At 65.4% G+C, this 17,033-nt stretch carries 20 protein-coding genes; 14 read left to right on the top strand and 6 right to left on the bottom strand.

The annotated features are described in order from the left end of the window. Positions 1–4 precede the first annotated feature (4 nt). From V473_RS13815 to V473_RS13860, 10 genes are all read left to right on the top strand, one after another. Entirely contained in the window at positions 5–814 is an 810-nt protein-coding gene (locus tag V473_RS13815; protein WP_148648412.1) for a hypothetical protein, read from the top strand. A gap of 41 nt (positions 815–855) precedes the next feature. Then, positions 856–1,167, top strand: coding sequence for a hypothetical protein (locus V473_RS13820; RefSeq protein WP_066606091.1), 312 nt, complete (start codon positions 856–858; stop codon positions 1,165–1,167). After that, positions 1,164–1,466, top strand: coding sequence for a hypothetical protein (locus tag V473_RS13825; RefSeq protein ID WP_066606093.1), 303 nt, complete (start codon positions 1,164–1,166; stop codon positions 1,464–1,466). The genes V473_RS13820 and V473_RS13825 overlap by 4 nt, the downstream gene beginning before the upstream one ends. After that, entirely contained in the window at positions 1,463–2,047 is a 585-nt protein-coding gene (locus V473_RS13830; protein WP_244884424.1) for a lysozyme, read from the top strand. Before V473_RS13825 ends, V473_RS13830 begins: the two co-directional genes overlap by 4 nt. Further along, positions 2,044–2,307: a hypothetical protein gene (locus V473_RS13835; protein WP_066606095.1), complete on the top strand. Its 264-nt coding sequence runs from the start codon at positions 2,044–2,046 to the stop codon at positions 2,305–2,307. The genes V473_RS13830 and V473_RS13835 overlap by 4 nt, the downstream gene beginning before the upstream one ends. Continuing rightward, the gene (locus V473_RS13840; RefSeq protein WP_066606103.1) at positions 2,307–2,489 is read left to right on the top strand and encodes a hypothetical protein; all 183 of its coding nucleotides are present in this window, start codon (positions 2,307–2,309) and stop codon (positions 2,487–2,489) included. Before V473_RS13835 ends, V473_RS13840 begins: the two co-directional genes overlap by 1 nt. Positions 2,490–2,702: 213 nt before the next feature. Then, the gene (locus V473_RS13845) at positions 2,703–3,659 is read left to right on the top strand and encodes a LysR family transcriptional regulator (protein WP_066607402.1); all 957 of its coding nucleotides are present in this window, start codon (positions 2,703–2,705) and stop codon (positions 3,657–3,659) included. A 109-nt stretch (positions 3,660–3,768) separates the two neighbouring features. Next, positions 3,769–5,898: a TonB-dependent receptor gene (locus V473_RS13850; protein ID WP_066607404.1), complete on the top strand. Its 2,130-nt coding sequence runs from the start codon at positions 3,769–3,771 to the stop codon at positions 5,896–5,898. Between the two features lie 146 nt (positions 5,899–6,044). Beyond that, on the top strand, positions 6,045–7,160 hold the full coding sequence (locus V473_RS13855) for a DUF47 family protein (protein ID WP_066606105.1): 1,116 nt from the start codon (positions 6,045–6,047) through the stop codon (positions 7,158–7,160). Between the two features lie 15 nt (positions 7,161–7,175). After that, positions 7,176–8,174, top strand: a complete 999-nt coding sequence (locus V473_RS13860; protein ID WP_066606108.1) for an inorganic phosphate transporter — start codon at positions 7,176–7,178, stop codon at positions 8,172–8,174. 76 nt (positions 8,175–8,250) lie between these two features. On the opposite strand, the gene V473_RS24130 is transcribed toward V473_RS13860, so the two are convergent. Next, positions 8,251–8,427 carry a hypothetical protein gene (locus V473_RS24130; RefSeq protein WP_165363573.1) on the bottom strand — a complete coding sequence of 59 codons (177 nt, stop codon included), beginning with the start codon at positions 8,425–8,427 and terminating at the stop codon, positions 8,251–8,253. A gap of 138 nt (positions 8,428–8,565) precedes the next feature. Between V473_RS24130 and V473_RS13865 the strand changes: the two genes are divergently transcribed. Then, positions 8,566–9,975, top strand: a complete 1,410-nt coding sequence (locus tag V473_RS13865) for a helix-turn-helix domain-containing protein (protein ID WP_066606112.1) — start codon at positions 8,566–8,568, stop codon at positions 9,973–9,975. Here V473_RS13865 and V473_RS13870 read toward each other — a convergent pair. After that, positions 9,962–10,876, bottom strand: coding sequence for a LysR family transcriptional regulator (locus V473_RS13870; RefSeq protein ID WP_066606115.1), 915 nt, complete (start codon positions 10,874–10,876; stop codon positions 9,962–9,964). The genes V473_RS13865 and V473_RS13870 overlap by 14 nt on opposite strands. 223 nt (positions 10,877–11,099) lie before the next feature. Here V473_RS13870 and V473_RS13875 point away from each other — a divergent pair, with 223 nt between their 5' ends. Next, a complete protein-coding gene (locus tag V473_RS13875) occupies positions 11,100–11,336 on the top strand; it encodes a hypothetical protein (protein WP_066606118.1) in 237 nt (78 codons plus the stop codon). A 9-nt stretch (positions 11,337–11,345) separates the two neighbouring features. Next, complete coding sequence (locus V473_RS13880) at positions 11,346–12,230, top strand: bestrophin family protein (RefSeq protein WP_066606120.1); 885 nt, start codon at positions 11,346–11,348, stop codon at positions 12,228–12,230. Between the two features lie 9 nt (positions 12,231–12,239). On the opposite strand, the gene V473_RS13885 is transcribed toward V473_RS13880, so the two are convergent. The 3 genes from V473_RS13885 to V473_RS13895 all read right to left on the bottom strand — a co-directional run bounded on the left by V473_RS13885 (position 12,240) and on the right by V473_RS13895 (position 14,967). Further along, positions 12,240–12,668: a protein tyrosine phosphatase family protein gene (locus V473_RS13885; protein WP_066606123.1), complete on the bottom strand. Its 429-nt coding sequence runs from the start codon at positions 12,666–12,668 to the stop codon at positions 12,240–12,242. A 61-nt stretch (positions 12,669–12,729) separates the two neighbouring features. After that, on the bottom strand, positions 12,730–14,502 hold the full coding sequence (gene recQ, locus V473_RS13890) for a DNA helicase RecQ (RefSeq protein WP_066606125.1): 1,773 nt from the start codon (positions 14,500–14,502) through the stop codon (positions 12,730–12,732). A gap of 144 nt (positions 14,503–14,646) precedes the next feature. After that, positions 14,647–14,967 (bottom strand): hypothetical protein, encoded by a 321-nt coding sequence (locus V473_RS13895; RefSeq protein ID WP_066606133.1) that lies wholly within the window; start codon positions 14,965–14,967, stop codon positions 14,647–14,649. Positions 14,968–15,004: 37 nt separating this feature from the next. On the opposite strand from V473_RS13895, the gene V473_RS13900 reads away from it, so the two are divergent. Next, positions 15,005–16,129: a serine hydrolase domain-containing protein gene (locus tag V473_RS13900; protein WP_066606134.1), complete on the top strand. Its 1,125-nt coding sequence runs from the start codon at positions 15,005–15,007 to the stop codon at positions 16,127–16,129. Between the two features lie 69 nt (positions 16,130–16,198). On the opposite strand, the gene V473_RS13905 is transcribed toward V473_RS13900, so the two are convergent. Then, the gene (locus tag V473_RS13905) at positions 16,199–16,984 is read right to left on the bottom strand and encodes a PhzF family phenazine biosynthesis protein (protein WP_066607408.1); all 786 of its coding nucleotides are present in this window, start codon (positions 16,982–16,984) and stop codon (positions 16,199–16,201) included. Positions 16,985–17,033: the final 49 nt, after the last annotated feature.

A 17,033-nucleotide genomic window follows, 5' to 3' on the forward strand; every position in this document is an offset into this window, starting at 1 on the left:
CATCATGACACTTACCCCTACCCGCGGCAACAGCCTCATCACCCGTTCCTCAGGTGCAAAAGGAGGTCAGTATCTCGACATCACCCAGGCCGAAATCGACTTGGTCAACTTTCCTGATCTTGATTTGTGGCTGGACGGCAAGGCCCTCGTTTCGGGGTCCACCACCGCACTGCGCGAGCGGGTCAATGGCGTCGCGGGTTCCGTCGACGGCGGCATCACCCGCGGCCCGTCGGGCGGCACGAAGGACAATATCGGTTTCGTCTTTGCCGATGTGGGCAATGGTCAGCGCCTGGCGCTGCCGACCTATGTCCTGCCCCCCACCTATACCGCGTGCTTTGTCATCAACCCAGCGAACGGCGGCGTCACTAGCATCCGCGCGCTGGCCTATGAAAATCCCAATGGCGAATATCTCACGAGCTGGCTGGCGCAGGCGGCGGCCGATACGCCGTTGGATCTGCGTTGGCGCCATGGGGCGGCCGGGGGCTTCAATCTGCTCGGCGCCATACCCCATAGTCAGCGGTCGCTGCTGACCGTCCACTATGATGCCGCCCGGACGCGGCTGGCGGCCTTCCTCGGCAAGACGCTGCTAGGCACCATGGTCGAAAATTTGAAAAACGATGCCAACGCGCCTGGCTTCTATGTCGGCGGCCGGCCGGGCACCGGCACGCCTGAACATCACTTCAGCGGCATGATCGAAGCGGCCACTATCGTCCGCGACGCCGAAATGTATTCGACCGATGCCAACGCAGCGGCGAACACGCGTCGCAACGCGCTGATCGAATCGTTGGCGGCGGTCTACGGCCTTACTGTCTGACGGTTGGCGATGATCCCGTCATGCAGCCAGGAGCGCCTCCAATGAACCATGAAGACCTGCTGGTGCGGTATCTCTACATCCCGCTGGCCGCGCTGGCCGGTGCGGTGTCGTCGCTCGGTGCCCGGCGCTGGCGGACCATGACCAAGGCGAAGATGGCAATGACCGTCCTGATGGGCGCCACCTTCGCCATCTTCGTCACACCCTGGGCCGCTCACCAGTTCATCGGTGTGGATGAGAGCGACGCGCGCGGCACGGTGGCCCTGACCTATCTGTTCGCCATCGGGGCGCACGTCCTGCTCCCTTGGCTCATCCAACGTCTGGAGCGGCTTATCGGCGCAGGAGACGCGCAATGATCGTCTGGGACATCCTCAACTCGCTGGCGAGGGTGGCGATCACGCTTATCCTCGTCTGGAAGCTGGTCCGCTTTCCGGGCCTGTTCAACGGCTGGGAGCGCGCCGGCATGAGTGTCGCGGCAGGCTGCTCCATGCTGACGGTGACCGTCATCTGGAATGGGCAGCGCAGCCCCTTCGACGGCTGGGCGACCACGCTCTTCTCGATTGGGGTGCTGCTTTATTTCATCGGCCGCACGACGCGGCACTGGCGCCATGAGCGCGCCAACCAGTTGCAGTTAAAGCAAGGGAGGCTGCGGTGACTGACAAGGGCCTTTTCGACCTGATCCGCGAGCGCAAGGGCGCTGCACTGACGCAGGCAGACGTTGACGCGATCAATGCTGTAATCGGGCAGCCGCCGCTGGCAAAGGGAGACTGGCAGATCGGCGCGGCCGGCGCAGCGCTGATCCACAGCTTCGAGAGCCTGCGCCTGGTCGCCTATCCCGATCCTGACAGCAAGAACGGACTCCCCGTCACCAACGGCTGGGGGACGACTGTCGATGAGGATGGCAAGCCGATCAAACTGGGCGCCGTCTGGACGCGAGGGAAGGCTGATCGCCTCTGGCTGCGCGATCAGAAGCGTTTCGTCGCGGCGGTGAACAAGCTGGTCGCGGGCTATCCGACCACGCAAGCGCAGTTCGATGCGCTGGTGTCGTTCGCCTATAATGTCGGCGAAGGTGCAGCCGGTTTGGGTGGCAGCACTCTCCTGAAGAAGCATCGCGCGGGCGACTTCGCGGGCGCGCGGGCTGAGTTTGCCCGCTGGAACAAGAATGATGGCAAGGTGTCCAACGGCCTGATACGCCGCCGGGCCGCCGAAGCTGAATTGTATGCGGGGCGGGTATGAAACTGCCCTCCATCCCGAAGCCGTCGGACCATGCCGGCGATAACCTGCTTTTCGCGCTGATCGCGATCGGCGTCATATGGCTGCTCGGCAAGGTGATCGACAAGGGCGTCACCGGCTGGGACGTCGCGGCGTGCCTGCTGGTGCTTCAGGGCATCATCAGCACGATCAAGGAGCGCGGCACCCAGCGCAGCGTCGATCGGATGGGCCAGAGCCTGGCGAACGCGCCTGCCTCTGATCCGCCCGCGCCGGAGCCGAAGTGATGACCCGTCTCCTCCCCATCACCCTCCTCCTGCTCACCGGGTGCGCGCATAATGTCGTGACTTGCGACAATGCCCGCGCCGCTGCCCAGCTCGCGACGGTGGCAATGGCGCGCATCTGTCCGATCGCAGAACCCGGTTGGAAATCGGGCGGCGTGGTTTACAGGCCGGCCGTAAGCTATTGATCAGAAAGGCCAGGAATTTTCGCCGTTTTACACCGGAGTGCCCGGAGACGCTGGATTATGCAGAGCTTGGAAGGCTAGTGCTCTACCATTGAGCTATACCCGCCCGGCAGGCGGTCGCCCTGCCATCATCAGGTGGCGCTCGTCAACAGTCCATTGCATGACGTTGCGAAGATCGTCCTTAACCCCCTGCGATATTTCCTCTATCACCAGGCGATGGACAGCCCTTCCCTGCGCCAATTGGACATATTCGCGCAGATGGTGGCGGCGGGCGGCGTCGCGCGCTGCGCCGATGCGCTGGGCGTCGGGGTGGAGCAGGTGCTGCGCGACCTGGCGTCGCTGGAGATGCGGCTGGGCTATCGCCTGTTCGAGGATCTGAATGGCGAAGCGCGGCTGACGCCGGCGGGGCGCAAAACGGCGCAAGCGATGACGCTGCTGAGCGAAGATCGGCCCGCGCCAGTGGAAAAGCCGGCGGCGGCCCCCGCACCCATCCCGCCATCGCTGCTCCAACCGGCCGCGCCCTTTATCCCGTCACCGGCTGTGCCGGATGGTCCGCCCCGCCAGGTCATCACCTTGGCCGCGCCGCCGCCCGTCTTCGGCCATTTTCAGGATGCGCTGGCCGCGTTCGAAGCGGCGAACGAGGATATCGCGATCACGCTGGACCTGCACGTCCACACCGCGCAGGACGCGGCGGTGGCGCTGGCCGATCGGCGGGCGGACATCGCCTATTTCTACGCGCTGGAGGAGCCGGCCGACCTCAAGTCCCGCTATGGCTGGTCGGAGCCGCTCAACCTCTATGCCGATAGCGGCCATCCCCTGGCACGGGCCGACAGCGTGAGCCGCGCCGACCTGTCCATGACGCCGATGCTGTCGCTGGAAACGCGCAGCGGGATGCGCGACATCATCGATGCGGCGTTGGCCAAGGGCCGGGTGCGCAACGTGATGCCGCTGCTGGAAAGCGACAATATGTTCGAGATCATCGCCGCATTGCGCGATGGCGCGGGCTGTTTCGCAGCGTTCGGGACATTGGCCCGCGACCTGGGCCGGATGAGCGGGATCAAGCGGCTGGCGCTGGACATTCCCCTGCCCGCGGTCGAGATTCGCCAGGCTATAGCGCCGCGCGCGGCGGAAAAGCCCGCGGTCGAGGCGTTGGCGGAATTTCTCTTCCTCTAATCAAGCGTAATAATGTCGCGTCGCAGCAAAAATGCGGCGAGACGATCTTGATATGATGTATCATCCTAGATACAGGATCACATAGACCAGAACCAAAGGGTTGATCCTCATGTCCCGCTTTCCGATGCTGCGCGCAGGCTGCGCCGTTACCGCGCTGTGCCTTGCCATGCCCGCTCTTGCCCAGACCACGCCGACCCCGGACGCAGGCGACGCCAGCGACCAAGGGGCCTATCATGACGCGCAGGCCAATATCGTTGTCACCGCGATCATTCCGCGCAAGCAGGGCGACATTTTGTCGGGCACGTCGGTCATCACCGGGCAGAAGCTGACGCGCGAACTGCGCTCCACCATCGGCGAGACGCTGGCGCGCCAGCCGGGCGTGTCGGCCACCTCCTTCGGCCCCAATGCGTCGCGCCCGGTGCTGCGCGGCTTTCAGGGGGAGCGGGTGCGCATCCTGACCGACGGCATCGGCAGTTTCGACGTGTCCAACACCTCGGTCGACCATGCCGTGGCGATCAACCCGCTGACCGCCGACCGGATCGAAGTGCTGCGCGGCCCCGCGGCGCTGCTCTACGGATCGTCGGCGATCGGCGGCGTGGTCAATGTGATCGACAGCCGCATCCCGCGCCGCGTGCCCGACGAGCCGGTCCATATCGACGCGATCGGCACCTATGGCAGCGCGTCGAACGAGCGCACCGGATCGGGCGAAATCGAAGTCCCTCTAAGCGACAAGTTCGTCGTCCATTTCGACGGCAGCTATACCAAGACCGGCAATCTCGACACAGGCAGCTATATCCTGACCCCGGCGCTGCGCGCGCAGGCCGCGGCGAGCGGCGATCCGGAGATCGAAGGGCTGTCGACCCTGCGCGGCAAGCTGCCTAACAGCGCGGCCGAGACATGGGAGGTTGCGGGCGGCGCGGCGCTGATCACCGATGGCGGCAATCTGGGCTTTTCGGTCGCGCATACCGACAATTTCTATGGCGTGCCGGTGCGTTATGCGACGGAAGCGGGCGACGAGGCGGAGCAGGTACGCCTGCACATGAAGCAGGACCGTGTCGATATGCGCGCGGAATTGCCGGTCAATGGCAGCCTGCTGGAATCGATCCGGTTCCGCGCGGGTTTCGCCGATTACCAGCATCAGGAGATCGAGGATACGGGCGAGGTCGGCACGACCTTCTACAATCAGTCGATGGAATCGCGGCTGGAACTGGTCCAGGCCAAGCGCGGCGGATGGGACGGCGCAGTCGGCGCGCAATTTTTCACCCGCAAATTCTATGTCGTGGGCGAAGAGAAATTCCTGCCGCGCAACCAGACGGACCAGTTGGGCATTTTCACGCTGCAATCGATCGACCTGGGATCGACGCGGGTCGAGGTCGGCGGGCGCTTTGAACATACCGACGTCAGCGCGGACGCCGACGCGACGCTGTTCAACCCCTCCTATGACCGCAGCTTCGACACCGTGTCCGGGTCGATCGGCGCGAGCCATGAACTCGCGCCGGGCTGGCGGCTGGGCCTGAACCTGTCGCGTACCGAGCGCGCGCCGTCGGCCGAAGAGCTGTTCGCGCGCGGTAATCATGCCGGCACGCAGGCGTTCGAAGTGGGCAATCCCAATTTCGGCAAGGAAAAAAGCTGGGGCGTCGAAGGCACGCTGCGCGGACAGGGCGAGGGCTACACCATAGCCCTGTCCGCCTATCACAACTGGTTCAGCGGCTATATCTACGACGCGCTGGTCGACGACAGCGCCTGCATGGCGGTGAATGGCGGCGCGGCACTGGAATTCCCCTGCTATCAATATAATCAGGCGGACGCCCGCTATCTGGGCTTCGAGGCGGAAACCACAGTTAAACTGGCGCAGGTCGGCGGCTATGCGATCAATCTGGACGGCGTGGCCGACTATGTTCGCGCCACGATCAAGGGCAATGGCCCAGCGCCACGTATTCCCCCGCTGCGCCTGCTGGCCGGGCTGGAAGCGCAGGGCGACCGGCTGAGCCTGCGCGGCGAGGTGGAGCATAGTTTCGCCCAGAACCGCACCGCTGTTCGCGAAACCGACACGGACGGTTTCACGCTGGTCAATGCGTCGGTGTCTTGGAAGCCGCTGAAGGGCAATGACCGCACCACGCTGACGCTGTCGGCGAACAATATCTTCGATGTCGAAGCGCGCCGCGCGGCGAGTTTCCTCAAAGATTATGCGCCGCTGCCCGGCCGTGACATCCGCGTGACCGCGCGCCTGTCTATCTGACCCACCAATCGGCCCAATTGCATCGGCCCCTGCGCATGTCGCGCCAGGGCCGATTGCGAAATGTGACAATATCGTTACAAGGCGCGCATGGAACGCGCGGTGGGCAAAAGTATTGAGCAGGGCATGACCCCAAGGAGGGTCGGCTGATGCGCCAGATCGCCGCCTTGCCCTATAGCACCGCCGCCGACGGATCGATGCAAATCCTGCTGATCACATCGCGCGAGACGCGACGCTGGGTGATCCCCAAGGGCAATCGCATCAAGGGGCTGGCCGGGCACCGCGCCGCCGAACTGGAAGCCTATGAAGAAGCCGGCATCCACGGCATCGCCTGCCCCGCGCCGCTGGGCCGCTACAGCTATGACAAGCGCAAGCGCAAGGGCGGGTCGCGCGAGGCCACGGTCGAGGTTTTTCCGCTTGCGGTCACCGGCCACCTGACGCAATGGCCCGAACAGGGCCAAAGGGAGCTGCGCTGGTTCCCCGTCGCCGAAGCCGCAAAAGCGGTCGACGAACCCGACCTGCAATCGATCATCGCGGCCTTCCGCGAACCGCCCGCCGATCCGGGCTGGTTCCTGCGGCTGCTGCTGGCGATCCGCGACAGACAGAATGAAAGGACTGGAATGCTCCGCTGGTTTCACGCGCTGATGCCCAAGCAGGGGCGGTTCTTCGAACAATTCGAGGATCATGCCGCCACCCTGGTGTTTGGCGCCGACGCGCTGGCCAAGCTGTTGAAGGGCGGCCCCGACATGGCGGCGCATATCAAGGAAATTTCCGACCGCGAGCATGAGGCGGACGACATCATCCGCGACGTGCTGCAGGATGTCCGCCGCATCTTCGTCACCCCGTTCGACCGCAGCGCCATCACCGGCCTGATCGGCGTGATGGACGACGCGATCGACCAGATGAACCAGACCGCAAAGGCGATCGCGCTGTATGAGGTCAAGACCTTCGCGCCGCAGATGCAGGATATGAGCGCGCTGATCGTGGAATGCGCGCGCATCACCGCGGAGGCGATGCCGCTGCTGCGCTCGCTCAACCTGAATTCCACGCGGTTGCACGATTTGACCGAGCGGCTGGTGAAGCTGGAGGGTCATGCCGACATATTGCACGAAGCCGGGCTGAAGGCGCTGTTTCAACAAGCCCAGGCGGGCAACACTATGGACTTCATCGTCGGCAACGAGATTTACAGCCATCTGGAAAAAGTGACCGACCGGTTCGAGGATGTCGCCAACGAGATTTCCGGCCTGGTCATAGACCACGCCTGATCACGCAACAGTTTCATGGACCCCATCGCCCTCCCCCTGCTGATCGCGCTGATCGGTGTCGCCCTGCTGTTCGATTTCCTGAACGGCCTGCACGACGCCGCTAACTCGATCGCGACCATCGTATCGACCCGCGTATTGAAGCCGCAATATGCGGTCGCCTGGGCCGCCTTCTTCAACTTCATCGCCTTCCTCTTCTTCGGGCTGCATGTGGCCGAAACGGTGGGCAAGGGGATCGTGGACGCCAGCATCATCGACCCGCAGGTCATTTTCGGCGCGTTGATGGGGGCGATCGCCTGGAACCTCATCACCTGGGGGCTGGGCATCCCGTCCTCGTCCAGCCATGCGCTGATCGGCGGGCTGCTGGGCGCGGGCACCGCCAAGGCGGGGCTGGGCGCAGTGGTGTGGAGCGGGGTGTTCAAGACCAGCGCGGCTATCGTGATCTCGCCCGCCGTCGGCCTGTTCCTGGCGCTGATGCTGGTTTTGATCATTAGCTGGGTTTTCCGCCGTTTCACGCCGCAGGGCGCGGATGGCGTGTTCCGCAAGCTGCAACTCGTCTCCGCCTCGCTCTATTCGCTGGGACATGGCGGCAATGACGCGCAGAAGACGATGGGGATCATCGCCGTCCTGCTCTATTCGCAGGGGATGCTGACCGGCGGTTTCCATGTCCCGCTGTGGGTGGTGCTGAGCTGCCAGGCGGCGATGGGCCTGGGCACTTTGTTGGGCGGGTGGAAGATCGTCCACACCATGGGATCGAAGATCACGCGCCTGACCCCGGCCCAGGGCTTTTGCGCGGAAACCGGCGGCGCGATCACTTTGTTCATGGCAACCCATCTGGGCATTCCGGTGTCGACCACCCACACCATCACCGGCGCGATCGTTGGCGTGGGCGCGTCGCGGCGGTTGTCGGCGGTGCGGTGGAACGTGGCGTCGAGCATCATCGTCGCCTGGGTCGTCACCCTGCCCGCCAGCGCGGCGATCGGGGCGCTATTCTACTGGCTCACCCGGTTTTTTTGACGAGGCGTGTTCAGTAGACAGGCAAAAGGGCGCGGGAATGATCCCGCGCCCTTTGTCGTTTCGCCGGTGCGGCTGGTTACGCGACCCGGCCGAGGCGATGGTATAGATTGGCATATTTGACCGATTCCGGCTGATCCTGAACCTCGCGCAGATAATGGGCGATGGCGGTGCGGATGAGGCCGAAATCCTCCTGGCTGAAAACGGCGCGCGAACGGGTCGGCTCGCGGGTCTGTTCGATCGTGTCGGTGGTCATATCCTGGTCCTTCGCGCTGCGCCCGTTGGGCTGATGAACACCGAGTTAGACAGGTGAATCGCATTTTATAAGGCCGATGAGTGGCCGCAAGTCATAAACTGATTTGGTCATATTGTCATTTTATGACATTATGACCAAATGGCAGAGATGACCGACCGCAAACTCTATCTTGGCCCCAAGCTGCGCGTGCTCCGCCGCGAATTGGGGCTGAACCAGACGCAAATGGCGGAGGAACTGGGCGTATCCCCCAGTTACCTCAACCATCTGGAACGCAACCAGCGCCCGCTGACCGCGCAGATGCTGCTGCGTCTGGCCAATACCTATGACATCGATATTCGCGATTTCACGACCCAGGCGCAGGAGGGCGGCCCCGGCGAACTAAATGAAATCCTGTCCGACGCGCTGGTGCGCGACATTGGCATCGCCCGTGACGAGGTGCTGGAGGTCGCGGAAAATTATCCCGGCGTCAGCGAGGCGATCGCCCGCTTCTATCGCGCGCTGAGTGACCTGCGGCGGATGCCGGGCGAGGCGCTGGCCCGCGGCGACAGAGCGCCCACACCGCTGGTCGCGCCGGTCGACTGGCTGCGCGAGATGATCGCGCGGGCGGGCAATCATTTCGCCGAGATCGATGCGGGAGCGGAGGAGATCGCCATAGCCCTGCCTGACGATCCCAATTTACTGCAGGCGGAATTGCGTGCGCGGTTAAAGGATCGGCACGGCATGGCGTGCCTGGTAGTGCGTGGCGATGTGTTGGACGGGACATTGCGCCATTATGACATGCACCGGCGGCGGGTGATGCTGAACGAGCGACTGCCCATGTCAGGCCGCCTGTTCGCCATCGCCTATCATCTGTGCGCGCAGGAACTGGCGGACGCGATCGCCGCCCAGATAGCCCGCGCCGCGCCGCCGGATGAGGACAGCCGCCGTTTGGCCAGCATGGCGCTCACCAACTATGCCGCCGCGGCGCTCATCATGCCCTATGACCGTTTCCGGCAGGCGGCCGAGCAGAGCCGGCACGACCTGCCCCTGTTGCGCGACAGGTTCGGGGTGTCGACCGAGCAACTGGCGCATCGCCTGACCAGCCTCAATCGCACCGGCGCGCGGGGCATCCCCTTCTTCATGGCGAAGGTCGACCGGGCCGGGATCATATCCAAGCGGTTCGATGGCGAGGCTTGGCCCTTCGCCCGCTATGGCGGCACCTGCCCGCGCTGGGACGCGCATGGCGCGCAGGAGGCGGATCGGGTCGCACCGCAGTTGATCGAGACTCTGGACGGCAAGCGCTTCCTGACGCTGGCGGTCGGCCTGCCGCCCGGCGCAGCGCGTGGCCGGTCGGTGATCGCCCTGGGGTGCGAGGCGAAACATGCGGGCAAGATCGTCCACGCCGACGGCATCGACGTGGAGCGCGACGCGGCGACAGGGGTCGGCCCGACATGTCCATTATGCGAGCGCCGCGCCTGCCCCGACCGCGCGCTGCCGCCGGTCACGCGCGCGCTCGACCTGCACAGCTATGAGCGCACCGTGGCGCCCTTCCCGTTCAGGCGGGTGTAGCCCTGTCGGCGGGCGAGACGGGCCACCCTTTCTTGAGGTGGCGGGACAGGAAGTCGAGGCAGGAGCGGACCTTGGCCGTCTCCCCCTGCCCCGGCACATAGAGCGCGACGATCGAGGCGGCGGGCAGCGCGACATCCGGCAGCAATTGCTGCAACCGGCCCGCATCCAGATCATCCGCCACTTCCCAGAGCGACTTGATGACGATGCCCGCGCCGTCCAGCGCCCAGGCGCGCGCCATGTCGCCATCATTGGTGCTGAGGGTCACCCGTGGCCCATTGCCGCTGCCGACGACGGAGCGCCATAGCTCCTGCTGCGCCTCGCCCACCACGATATTGTCATGGACCGACAGGTCGCCGACGGCGCCAGGATGCCCGCGCCGGTTGAGATAGGCGGGCGCGGCGCACAGCAGTCGCGGATTGTCGGTCAGCCGCTTCATGGTAAGGGCGGAATCGGGCGGCGGATCGAAACAGATGGCGATGTCATGGCCGGTTTCGACGATGTTTGTCGCCTGCGCGGCGGTTTCCAGATGGATCGCGACATCGGGATGCAAGGCCGCATAATGGCGGAACAGCGGCGCGAGACGCATCCGCGCTGCGCCGATCGTCGTCACGACGCGCAGCAGCCCGGTCGCCTCCGTCGCGCGGCGCATGACGTCGGTTTCCACATCGTCGATCGCACTTAGCGCCCGCCCCGCCCGGTCGTAGAGCAGCGACCCTTCCTCGGTCAGCGACAGGTGGCGGCTGTTGCGACGGATCAGCATCACCCCCAGCCGCGCCTCCAGTTGCGACAGGCGACGACTGGTCGCCGCGAGCGAGAGTCCCAGGCGACGCGCCGCTTCGGACAGCGTGCCGGATTCGGCGATCTTCACGAAGGATTCGATTTCGGCAAAGCGATCGGGCATTCCTTGAAGCTAGGGAGGCGATGCTGCGACGCAATAGACCTGATGTTGCAGGACAGTATGCTTTCATTGCTGCATCTCTGGCTGCGCCCGTTTCTGTAACGCTTTCTTGCTGAACTTCAGGTGATGCAACCTTGGCTTGCGTCCGATGCAGACGGTTGACCACGGCTTTTGCAGCGCATCATTTTACAGGCGTTTCCCGCAATTCACCACGGAGTATCCGCCCATGTCGATGCTGAGCCTGCGCCACCCCAAGGCCGATCCGCCAATCGCCTGGAACGACATCGAAGCGCTGCCCATCTATGCCGCCATGCTGCTGGGGTTGATCTGCCTCGGCTTCGCGCTGGTCGACACCACGCCGACCATCCATTCCGCGACGCTGAAAGTGGTGGGCATCGTCGGCAGCCTGGCGCTGCGCCATGCCTGGCTAAAACTGGACGATGAGCGCGGCGACGCCCTGTAGAGACACGTCATGATCGTTGGACGCTCCCCCCGCATCCGCCAGAGTTTCGAGAAAGCCTGGAGCGCGCTGATCGCGCTGTTCTTCTGGGATCTGGCGGTCACCATCTTCTATTATATCTCGCCCTTCCGCGCGCCTGCGCTGCCGCTGACCATATTCGGCACGGCGCTGGCGCTGGTGCTGGGGTTCCGCGTCAACAGCGCCTATCAGCGCTGGTGGGAAGGCCGCATCCTGTGGGGCGCGATGGTCAATGTGTCGCGCAGCTTCGCGCGCGTGGTGCTGGCCTATCTGCCCGACACGGCCGAAGGGCGGGCGATGGCGACGGTGCTGGTGAAGCGCCATGTCGCCTATGTCCATGCCCTGCGCCGCCAGTTGCGGCGGGAAGATCCCGCGCCCGACATGCGGCGGGTACTGGGGGACGATCCGCTGCCCGAACTGGATCGCCGCAATCCGGCCAATGGCATGTTGGACGGGTCCGACCGCCAGGTGATGGATGCGGTGCGGCGCGGCTGGATCGACACCATCCAGCAGAGCCGGATCGAGGCCCTGCTGGTGGACATGTCCAACGCGCAGGGCGGAATGGAGCGGATCAAGAACACCCCGCTGCCCGCGCAATATCGCGCCTTTCCCAAATATTTCACCCGCCTTTTCTGCATATTGTTGCCGGTCGGGCTGGTGGAGACGCTGGGGATGGCGACGCCCATCGGGTCGGCGGCGGCGGGCTTCATGTTCCTGGCGGTGTTGCAGATCGGCGACGATCTGGTCGATCCCTTCGGCAACGACGTGCATGACCTGCCGCTCACCAGCATCACCACCACGATCGAGGCCGACCTCAATCAGGCGATCGGCCTGCCTGCCCCGCCGCCGCTGGAGCCGGTCGACGGCGTACTGTGGTGACGCGCGCGATTATTGCGGCGCCAGGGCGTCCATGATCTGGCGGACGGGAGCGATGTCATAGCCCGCCGCCGCGGCCTGCGCCGCCAGCACGTCGCCATTGTCGCCGACGCGGGCGCGGGTCAGCGCCCAGAGCAGCGTGCTGCGGGTGCCGGAGCGGCAATAGGCCAGCAGCTTGCCGTCTCCCGCCTGTTCCAGCGCCTGCGCCATGCCGTCGAGCTGCCACGGAGCGAAACCGCCATGGGCGACCGGCACGGCGAGATAGGCGATGCCCGCGGCCTTTGCCGCGGCCTCGATCTCAGCGCCGTTGACCTGGCCCGGCTCCTCGTCGTCGGGGCGGTTGTTGATGATGAGTGTGACGCCCTGCGCCTTGGCTTCGCCGACCTGATCGACGCTGATCTGCGGGGATACGAGAATGCGGTCGGTCAGCTTGCGGAACATGATATGCGTCTCCTTTGGGTGAGCCATGAGCGCTCAACTTGTCGCTTTCAAGAAATTTGGTTCAGAGATAGGGTCGGATCGCGCTGAGGAAGGCGTCGCCCCAAGCGTCGAGCTTCTTCTGGCCGATGCCGCTGATGCGACTCATCGCGCGGATGCTGGACGGGCGCTGTTCGGCCATTTCGCGCAGGGTCGAATCGTGGAAGATGACATAGGGCGGCACGCCCGACTCCTGCGCCAGTTCGCGGCGGCAGGCGCGCAGCGCGTCGAACAGCGGATCGCCGACCGGATTGGCCTCCGCCCCATTGCGGGCGTTGCGCTTGCCGCGTTCGCGCTTGGGCGGCATCAGGATGCGCACCTCTTCCTCGCCGCGCAGGATCGGCCGGGCGTTGGGGCCAAGCATCAGCCCGCCATGCTCGGTCGTCTCCAGCGCGTCGCGGACCAGCAACGCGCGCGATACCGGGCGCAGCAGCGCGGTGTCGTCGCCTGCCACGATGCCATGCACCGAAATCCTGTCATGGCCCCGCTCACGCACCTTGTCGTTCGCCGCGCCGGTCAGCACCGCTTCGATATGGCCCGCGCCAAAGCTCTGCCCGGTGCGATAGACGGCGGAGAGATATTTGCGCGCGATTTCGGTCGCGTCGACACTGGCCGGGGGCGTCAGGCAATTGTCGCAATTGCCGCAAGTGGCGGACGGGCTTTCACCGAAATGGCGCAGCAATATCGCGCGCCTACAGGTGGCGGTTTCGACCAAAGCGCCGAGCGCCGCGATGCGCGCGCGCTCGCCCTGCTGGCGGCTTTGTTCCAGTTCAGCGATGCGCATCCGGGCGCGGGCGAAATCCTCCGCCCCCCAGAAAAGATGCGCGACCGCCGGTTCGCCATCGCGGCCCGCGCGGCCCGATTCCTGATAATAGCCCTCGATCGACTTGGGCAGGCCGGCATGAGCGACGAAGCGCACGTCGGGCTTGTCGATGCCCATGCCGAAGGCGACGGTGGCGACCATCACCATGTCCTCGCTGGCGATGAAGGCGGCCTGATTGCGTGCGCGCACCGCCGGATCGAGGCCGGCATGATAGGCGCGGACGGCGCGGCCGCCCTTCCCCAGCGTTTCGGCCAGTTTTTCGGTCGCGGCGCGGGTCTGGGCATAGACGATGCCGGGACCGGGATTGGCGGCGACAAGATCGGCGAGCTGGCGCGTCAGGCCGTCGCGTGGATGGACGGCGTAGCTGATATTGGGCCGATCGAAGCCGGAGATGATGAGGCCGTCGCGCGGGATGCCGAGCTGGACGAGGATGTCTTCGCGCGTGTGCGCATCGGCGGTGGCGGTGAGGGCGAGGCGCGGGACATCGGGAAATTCGTCGAGCAGCGGGCGCAACAGACGATAGTCGGGGCGGAAATCATGGCCCCATTCGGAAACGCAATGGGCTTCGTCGATGGCGAAGAGCGCGACCTTGGCGGCACGGAGCAGGTTGCGGAACGGTTCCTGGCTGGCGCGTTCAGGGGCGACATAGAGCAGGTCGAGATCGCCGCCCCGCAGCCGGTCCTGCGTCTCGCGCCAGTCGGCGTCCACGCTGGTCAGGCTGGCGGCGCGCAGGCCCACGGCATTGGCGGCGCGCAACTGGTCGTGCATCAGCGCGATCAGCGGCGAGACGACGACGCAGCAGCCGTCGAGCGCGGCGGACGGAAGCTGGTAGCAGAGCGACTTGCCCGCGCCGGTCGGCATGATGGCGAGCGTCGGCTGGCCCGTCATGACGCGGCCCACTACCGCTTCTTGCACCCCGCGAAAGGCGGTGAAACCGAATATGTCGTGGAGAAGCGTGGGAATGTCGGGCCGCATGGGAGGGCCTTAGCGGGTGAGGGGTGGCGGGGCTAGGGGTTTGGACGGCGAAGATGGGTGGTTTACGGCCATGCCCCTCCCGCCAGCGGGAGGGGAAACAAGGTCCGCTCCTAGCCGATTTCCAGACCCTCAAAAACCTCCCCCTCACCCCACCGGATCGAGCAGACAGCCCCAGCCCGGCTTGAACCGCGCGGTGCGGCTGGCAAGCAAAGGCACGCTGGCTTCCACGGCGCGGCTGTCGGGCACATCGGTCAGGCGCACCAGTTCCATGCCCGGTTCCTTATCGTCCTCGCAACTGCCCATGGCGCGGCCTTCGACATAGCGGCAGGAACAGCCGATCCGCGCGCCATAGGCCGCGCCCAGGCGCGCGCGCGCGCTGAGCGTCGTCCATTGCCACGCGACGAGCGCGAGCAGCGCCAGAACGAGCAAGCCGCCCGATAACCACCATTTCCGACGAACCACCATGGCCCTTTTCGATTCCGTTGCGTAAGGGCGGCGGCTTATGCCGATCGATAGCCGAATCGTAAAGCGCCTTGGACTGGCGCTGGGCGCCGCGGGCGTCGTGGTCGCCGGGGCGCTGGTCGTCCGCGCGGCTCCCGCCCCTGCGCCCGTCTATGCCGTGGCCAGCGACGCCGTCGTGGGCGCGGACGCGCTGCGCGCCGCGATCGACCCGTTGTTCGAGGATGACGCGATGGGCGAGACGCGCGCCCTGCTGGTCATGCGCGACGGCCAGGTGATCGCGGAACGCTACGCCCCCGGCTTCAGGCCCGACACCAAATTATTATCCTGGTCGATCGCCAAGAGCGTGACCGCGGTGCTGGTCGGGCTGATGGTGTCGGACGGGCGGCTGGCGCTCGATTCGCCGGTGCCGGTCGCGGCCTGGAGCCAGCCGGGCGATCCGCGGGGCAAGATCACCCTGCGCCAGTTGCTGCAAATGCGGTCCGGGCTTGACCATGTCGAGGATGGCGAGCCGATCACCAGCGGCGACACGGTGCGAATGCTGTTCACCCAGGGGGCGCAGGACATGCGCGCCTATGCCGAATCCAAGCCGATCGCCCATGCGCCGGGCGCGGTCTTTTCCTATTCGACCGGCAGCAGCGTCATTCTGTCGGACCTGATGACGCGGATGCTGACCAGCAGCGCCGATCCCGATATCCGGCGGCGGGCCATGCAGACGTTCATCGACGGGCGGCTGAAGGCGCCGGGCAAGCTGCCCAGCCTGACCCCCGAATATGATGCGGCGGGCACGATGATCGGCGGCAGCATCCTGCACATGACCGCGCGCGACTATGGCCGCTTTGGCGAATTGCTGCGCAACCACGGCCGATCGCCCAATGGGCATCAGATTTTACCGGAAAAATGGGTCGACTTCATGCGCACGCCATCGCCGCGCAATCCGGCCTATGGCGCGCATCTGTGGCTCAACCGGGACAGTAGCGAAAGCGCGCTGATGCCGGGCCGCGCGCCTGACAGCCTGTTCGGCTGCGTCGGCCATAATGGGCAATATATATTGATCTCCCCGTCGCAGCGGCTGACGGTGGTGCGGATCGGCATGTCGCCGGACAAAGACCAGCGCGCGGCGGTGCGCGGCGCCCTGGCGCAGTTGATGGGGCTGTTTCCGGGGTAGGAAGATGGTCCTAGCCCTATATCCGTTCGGGCTGAGCCTGTCGAAGCCCCGCCCCTGCTTTCATTTAGATTAGAGGAAAAACCGGCCCTCGATCACGGTGCGGCATCGGCCGGTCAGGATGACGCGATCGTTCGCCAGAGCGCAGCCCAGCCGCCCGCCCCGCGCCGACGCCTGATAGGCGCTGAGCTGCGCCTTCCCCAGCCGCGCCGCCCAGAAAGGGACGAGCAGGCTATGCGCCGATCCGGTGACGGGGTCTTCATCAACGCCGCCGCCCGGCACGAACACGCGACTGACGATATCGCTATCCTCGCCCGGCGCCGTCGCGATCAGCATGACGTCGCCATGGCGCTTGAGCGCGGCGAAATCCGGCGTCAGCGCGCGCACTACGGCGGCATCGGGGAAGAGGAAAAGGCTATAGCCGCCCTCGCGCCAATGCGCTTCGATGGGTTTGCCGCCAAGGCCTGCCGCCAGGTCCGGCAGCGCCTTGGCCGCCATGTCCCAGGCGGGGAGCGACAGCGTATAGCCATCGCCGTCGCGCGTCACGGTCAGGATGCCGGAATGGCGGGTGCGGAAACGGATCATGGCGTCGGCCATCAGCACATGGCCGCTCGCCAGCGTGGCGTGGCCGCACAGCTTCACTTCCACCGTGGGGGTGAACCAGCGCAGTGCGTAATCCGCCTCCGGATCATCCGGCGTCGGCACGGTGAAGGCGGTTTCGGAGAGGTTGTTCTCCGCCGCAATGGCCTGAAGCACAGCGTCGTCAAGCCAGGCGTCGAGCGGCATCACCGCGGCGGGATTGCCGGTGAAGGGCGCGTCGGCAAAGGCGTCGACCTGGGTGAAGGCTAGGCTGGTCATGGGCTGGTCCTTGTCATTTCCACCGTCATGGCGCGACGGAATGGTCAAT

It is taken from the genome of Sphingobium cupriresistens LL01 (genome assembly GCF_001046645.1).
GTDB lineage: Bacteria > Pseudomonadota > Alphaproteobacteria > Sphingomonadales > Sphingomonadaceae > Sphingobium > Sphingobium cupriresistens.

Excerpts from the sequence above, each read along its gene's own strand:
- V473_RS24130 (WP_165363573.1), bottom strand. The coding sequence starts at position 8,427 with ATGACCACCGACACGATCGAACAGACCCGCGAGCCGACCCGTTCGCGC.
- V473_RS13835 (WP_066606095.1), top strand. The coding sequence starts at position 2,044 with ATGAAACTGCCCTCCATCCCGAAGCCGTCGGACCATGCCGGCGATAAC.
- V473_RS13855 (WP_066606105.1), top strand. The coding sequence starts at position 6,045 with ATGCGCCAGATCGCCGCCTTGCCCTATAGCACCGCCGCCGACGGATCG.
- V473_RS13860 (WP_066606108.1), top strand. The coding sequence starts at position 7,176 with ATGGACCCCATCGCCCTCCCCCTGCTGATCGCGCTGATCGGTGTCGCC.
- V473_RS13850 (WP_066607404.1), top strand. The coding sequence starts at position 3,769 with ATGTCCCGCTTTCCGATGCTGCGCGCAGGCTGCGCCGTTACCGCGCTG.
- recQ (WP_066606125.1), bottom strand. The coding sequence starts at position 14,502 with ATGCGGCCCGACATTCCCACGCTTCTCCACGACATATTCGGTTTCACC.
- V473_RS13875 (WP_066606118.1), top strand. The coding sequence starts at position 11,100 with ATGTCGATGCTGAGCCTGCGCCACCCCAAGGCCGATCCGCCAATCGCC.
- V473_RS13885 (WP_066606123.1), bottom strand. The coding sequence starts at position 12,668 with ATGTTCCGCAAGCTGACCGACCGCATTCTCGTATCCCCGCAGATCAGC.
- V473_RS13900 (WP_066606134.1), top strand. The coding sequence starts at position 15,005 with ATGCCGATCGATAGCCGAATCGTAAAGCGCCTTGGACTGGCGCTGGGC.
- V473_RS13820 (WP_066606091.1), top strand. The coding sequence starts at position 856 with ATGAACCATGAAGACCTGCTGGTGCGGTATCTCTACATCCCGCTGGCC.
- V473_RS13870 (WP_066606115.1), bottom strand. The coding sequence starts at position 10,876 with ATGCCCGATCGCTTTGCCGAAATCGAATCCTTCGTGAAGATCGCCGAA.
- V473_RS13865 (WP_066606112.1), top strand. The coding sequence starts at position 8,566 with ATGGCAGAGATGACCGACCGCAAACTCTATCTTGGCCCCAAGCTGCGC.
- V473_RS13825 (WP_066606093.1), top strand. The coding sequence starts at position 1,164 with ATGATCGTCTGGGACATCCTCAACTCGCTGGCGAGGGTGGCGATCACG.
- V473_RS13880 (WP_066606120.1), top strand. The coding sequence starts at position 11,346 with ATGATCGTTGGACGCTCCCCCCGCATCCGCCAGAGTTTCGAGAAAGCC.
- V473_RS13895 (WP_066606133.1), bottom strand. The coding sequence starts at position 14,967 with ATGGTGGTTCGTCGGAAATGGTGGTTATCGGGCGGCTTGCTCGTTCTG.
- V473_RS13840 (WP_066606103.1), top strand. The coding sequence starts at position 2,307 with ATGACCCGTCTCCTCCCCATCACCCTCCTCCTGCTCACCGGGTGCGCG.
- V473_RS13815 (WP_148648412.1), top strand. The coding sequence starts at position 5 with ATGACACTTACCCCTACCCGCGGCAACAGCCTCATCACCCGTTCCTCA.
- V473_RS13905 (WP_066607408.1), bottom strand. The coding sequence starts at position 16,984 with ATGACCAGCCTAGCCTTCACCCAGGTCGACGCCTTTGCCGACGCGCCC.
- V473_RS13845 (WP_066607402.1), top strand. The coding sequence starts at position 2,703 with ATGGACAGCCCTTCCCTGCGCCAATTGGACATATTCGCGCAGATGGTG.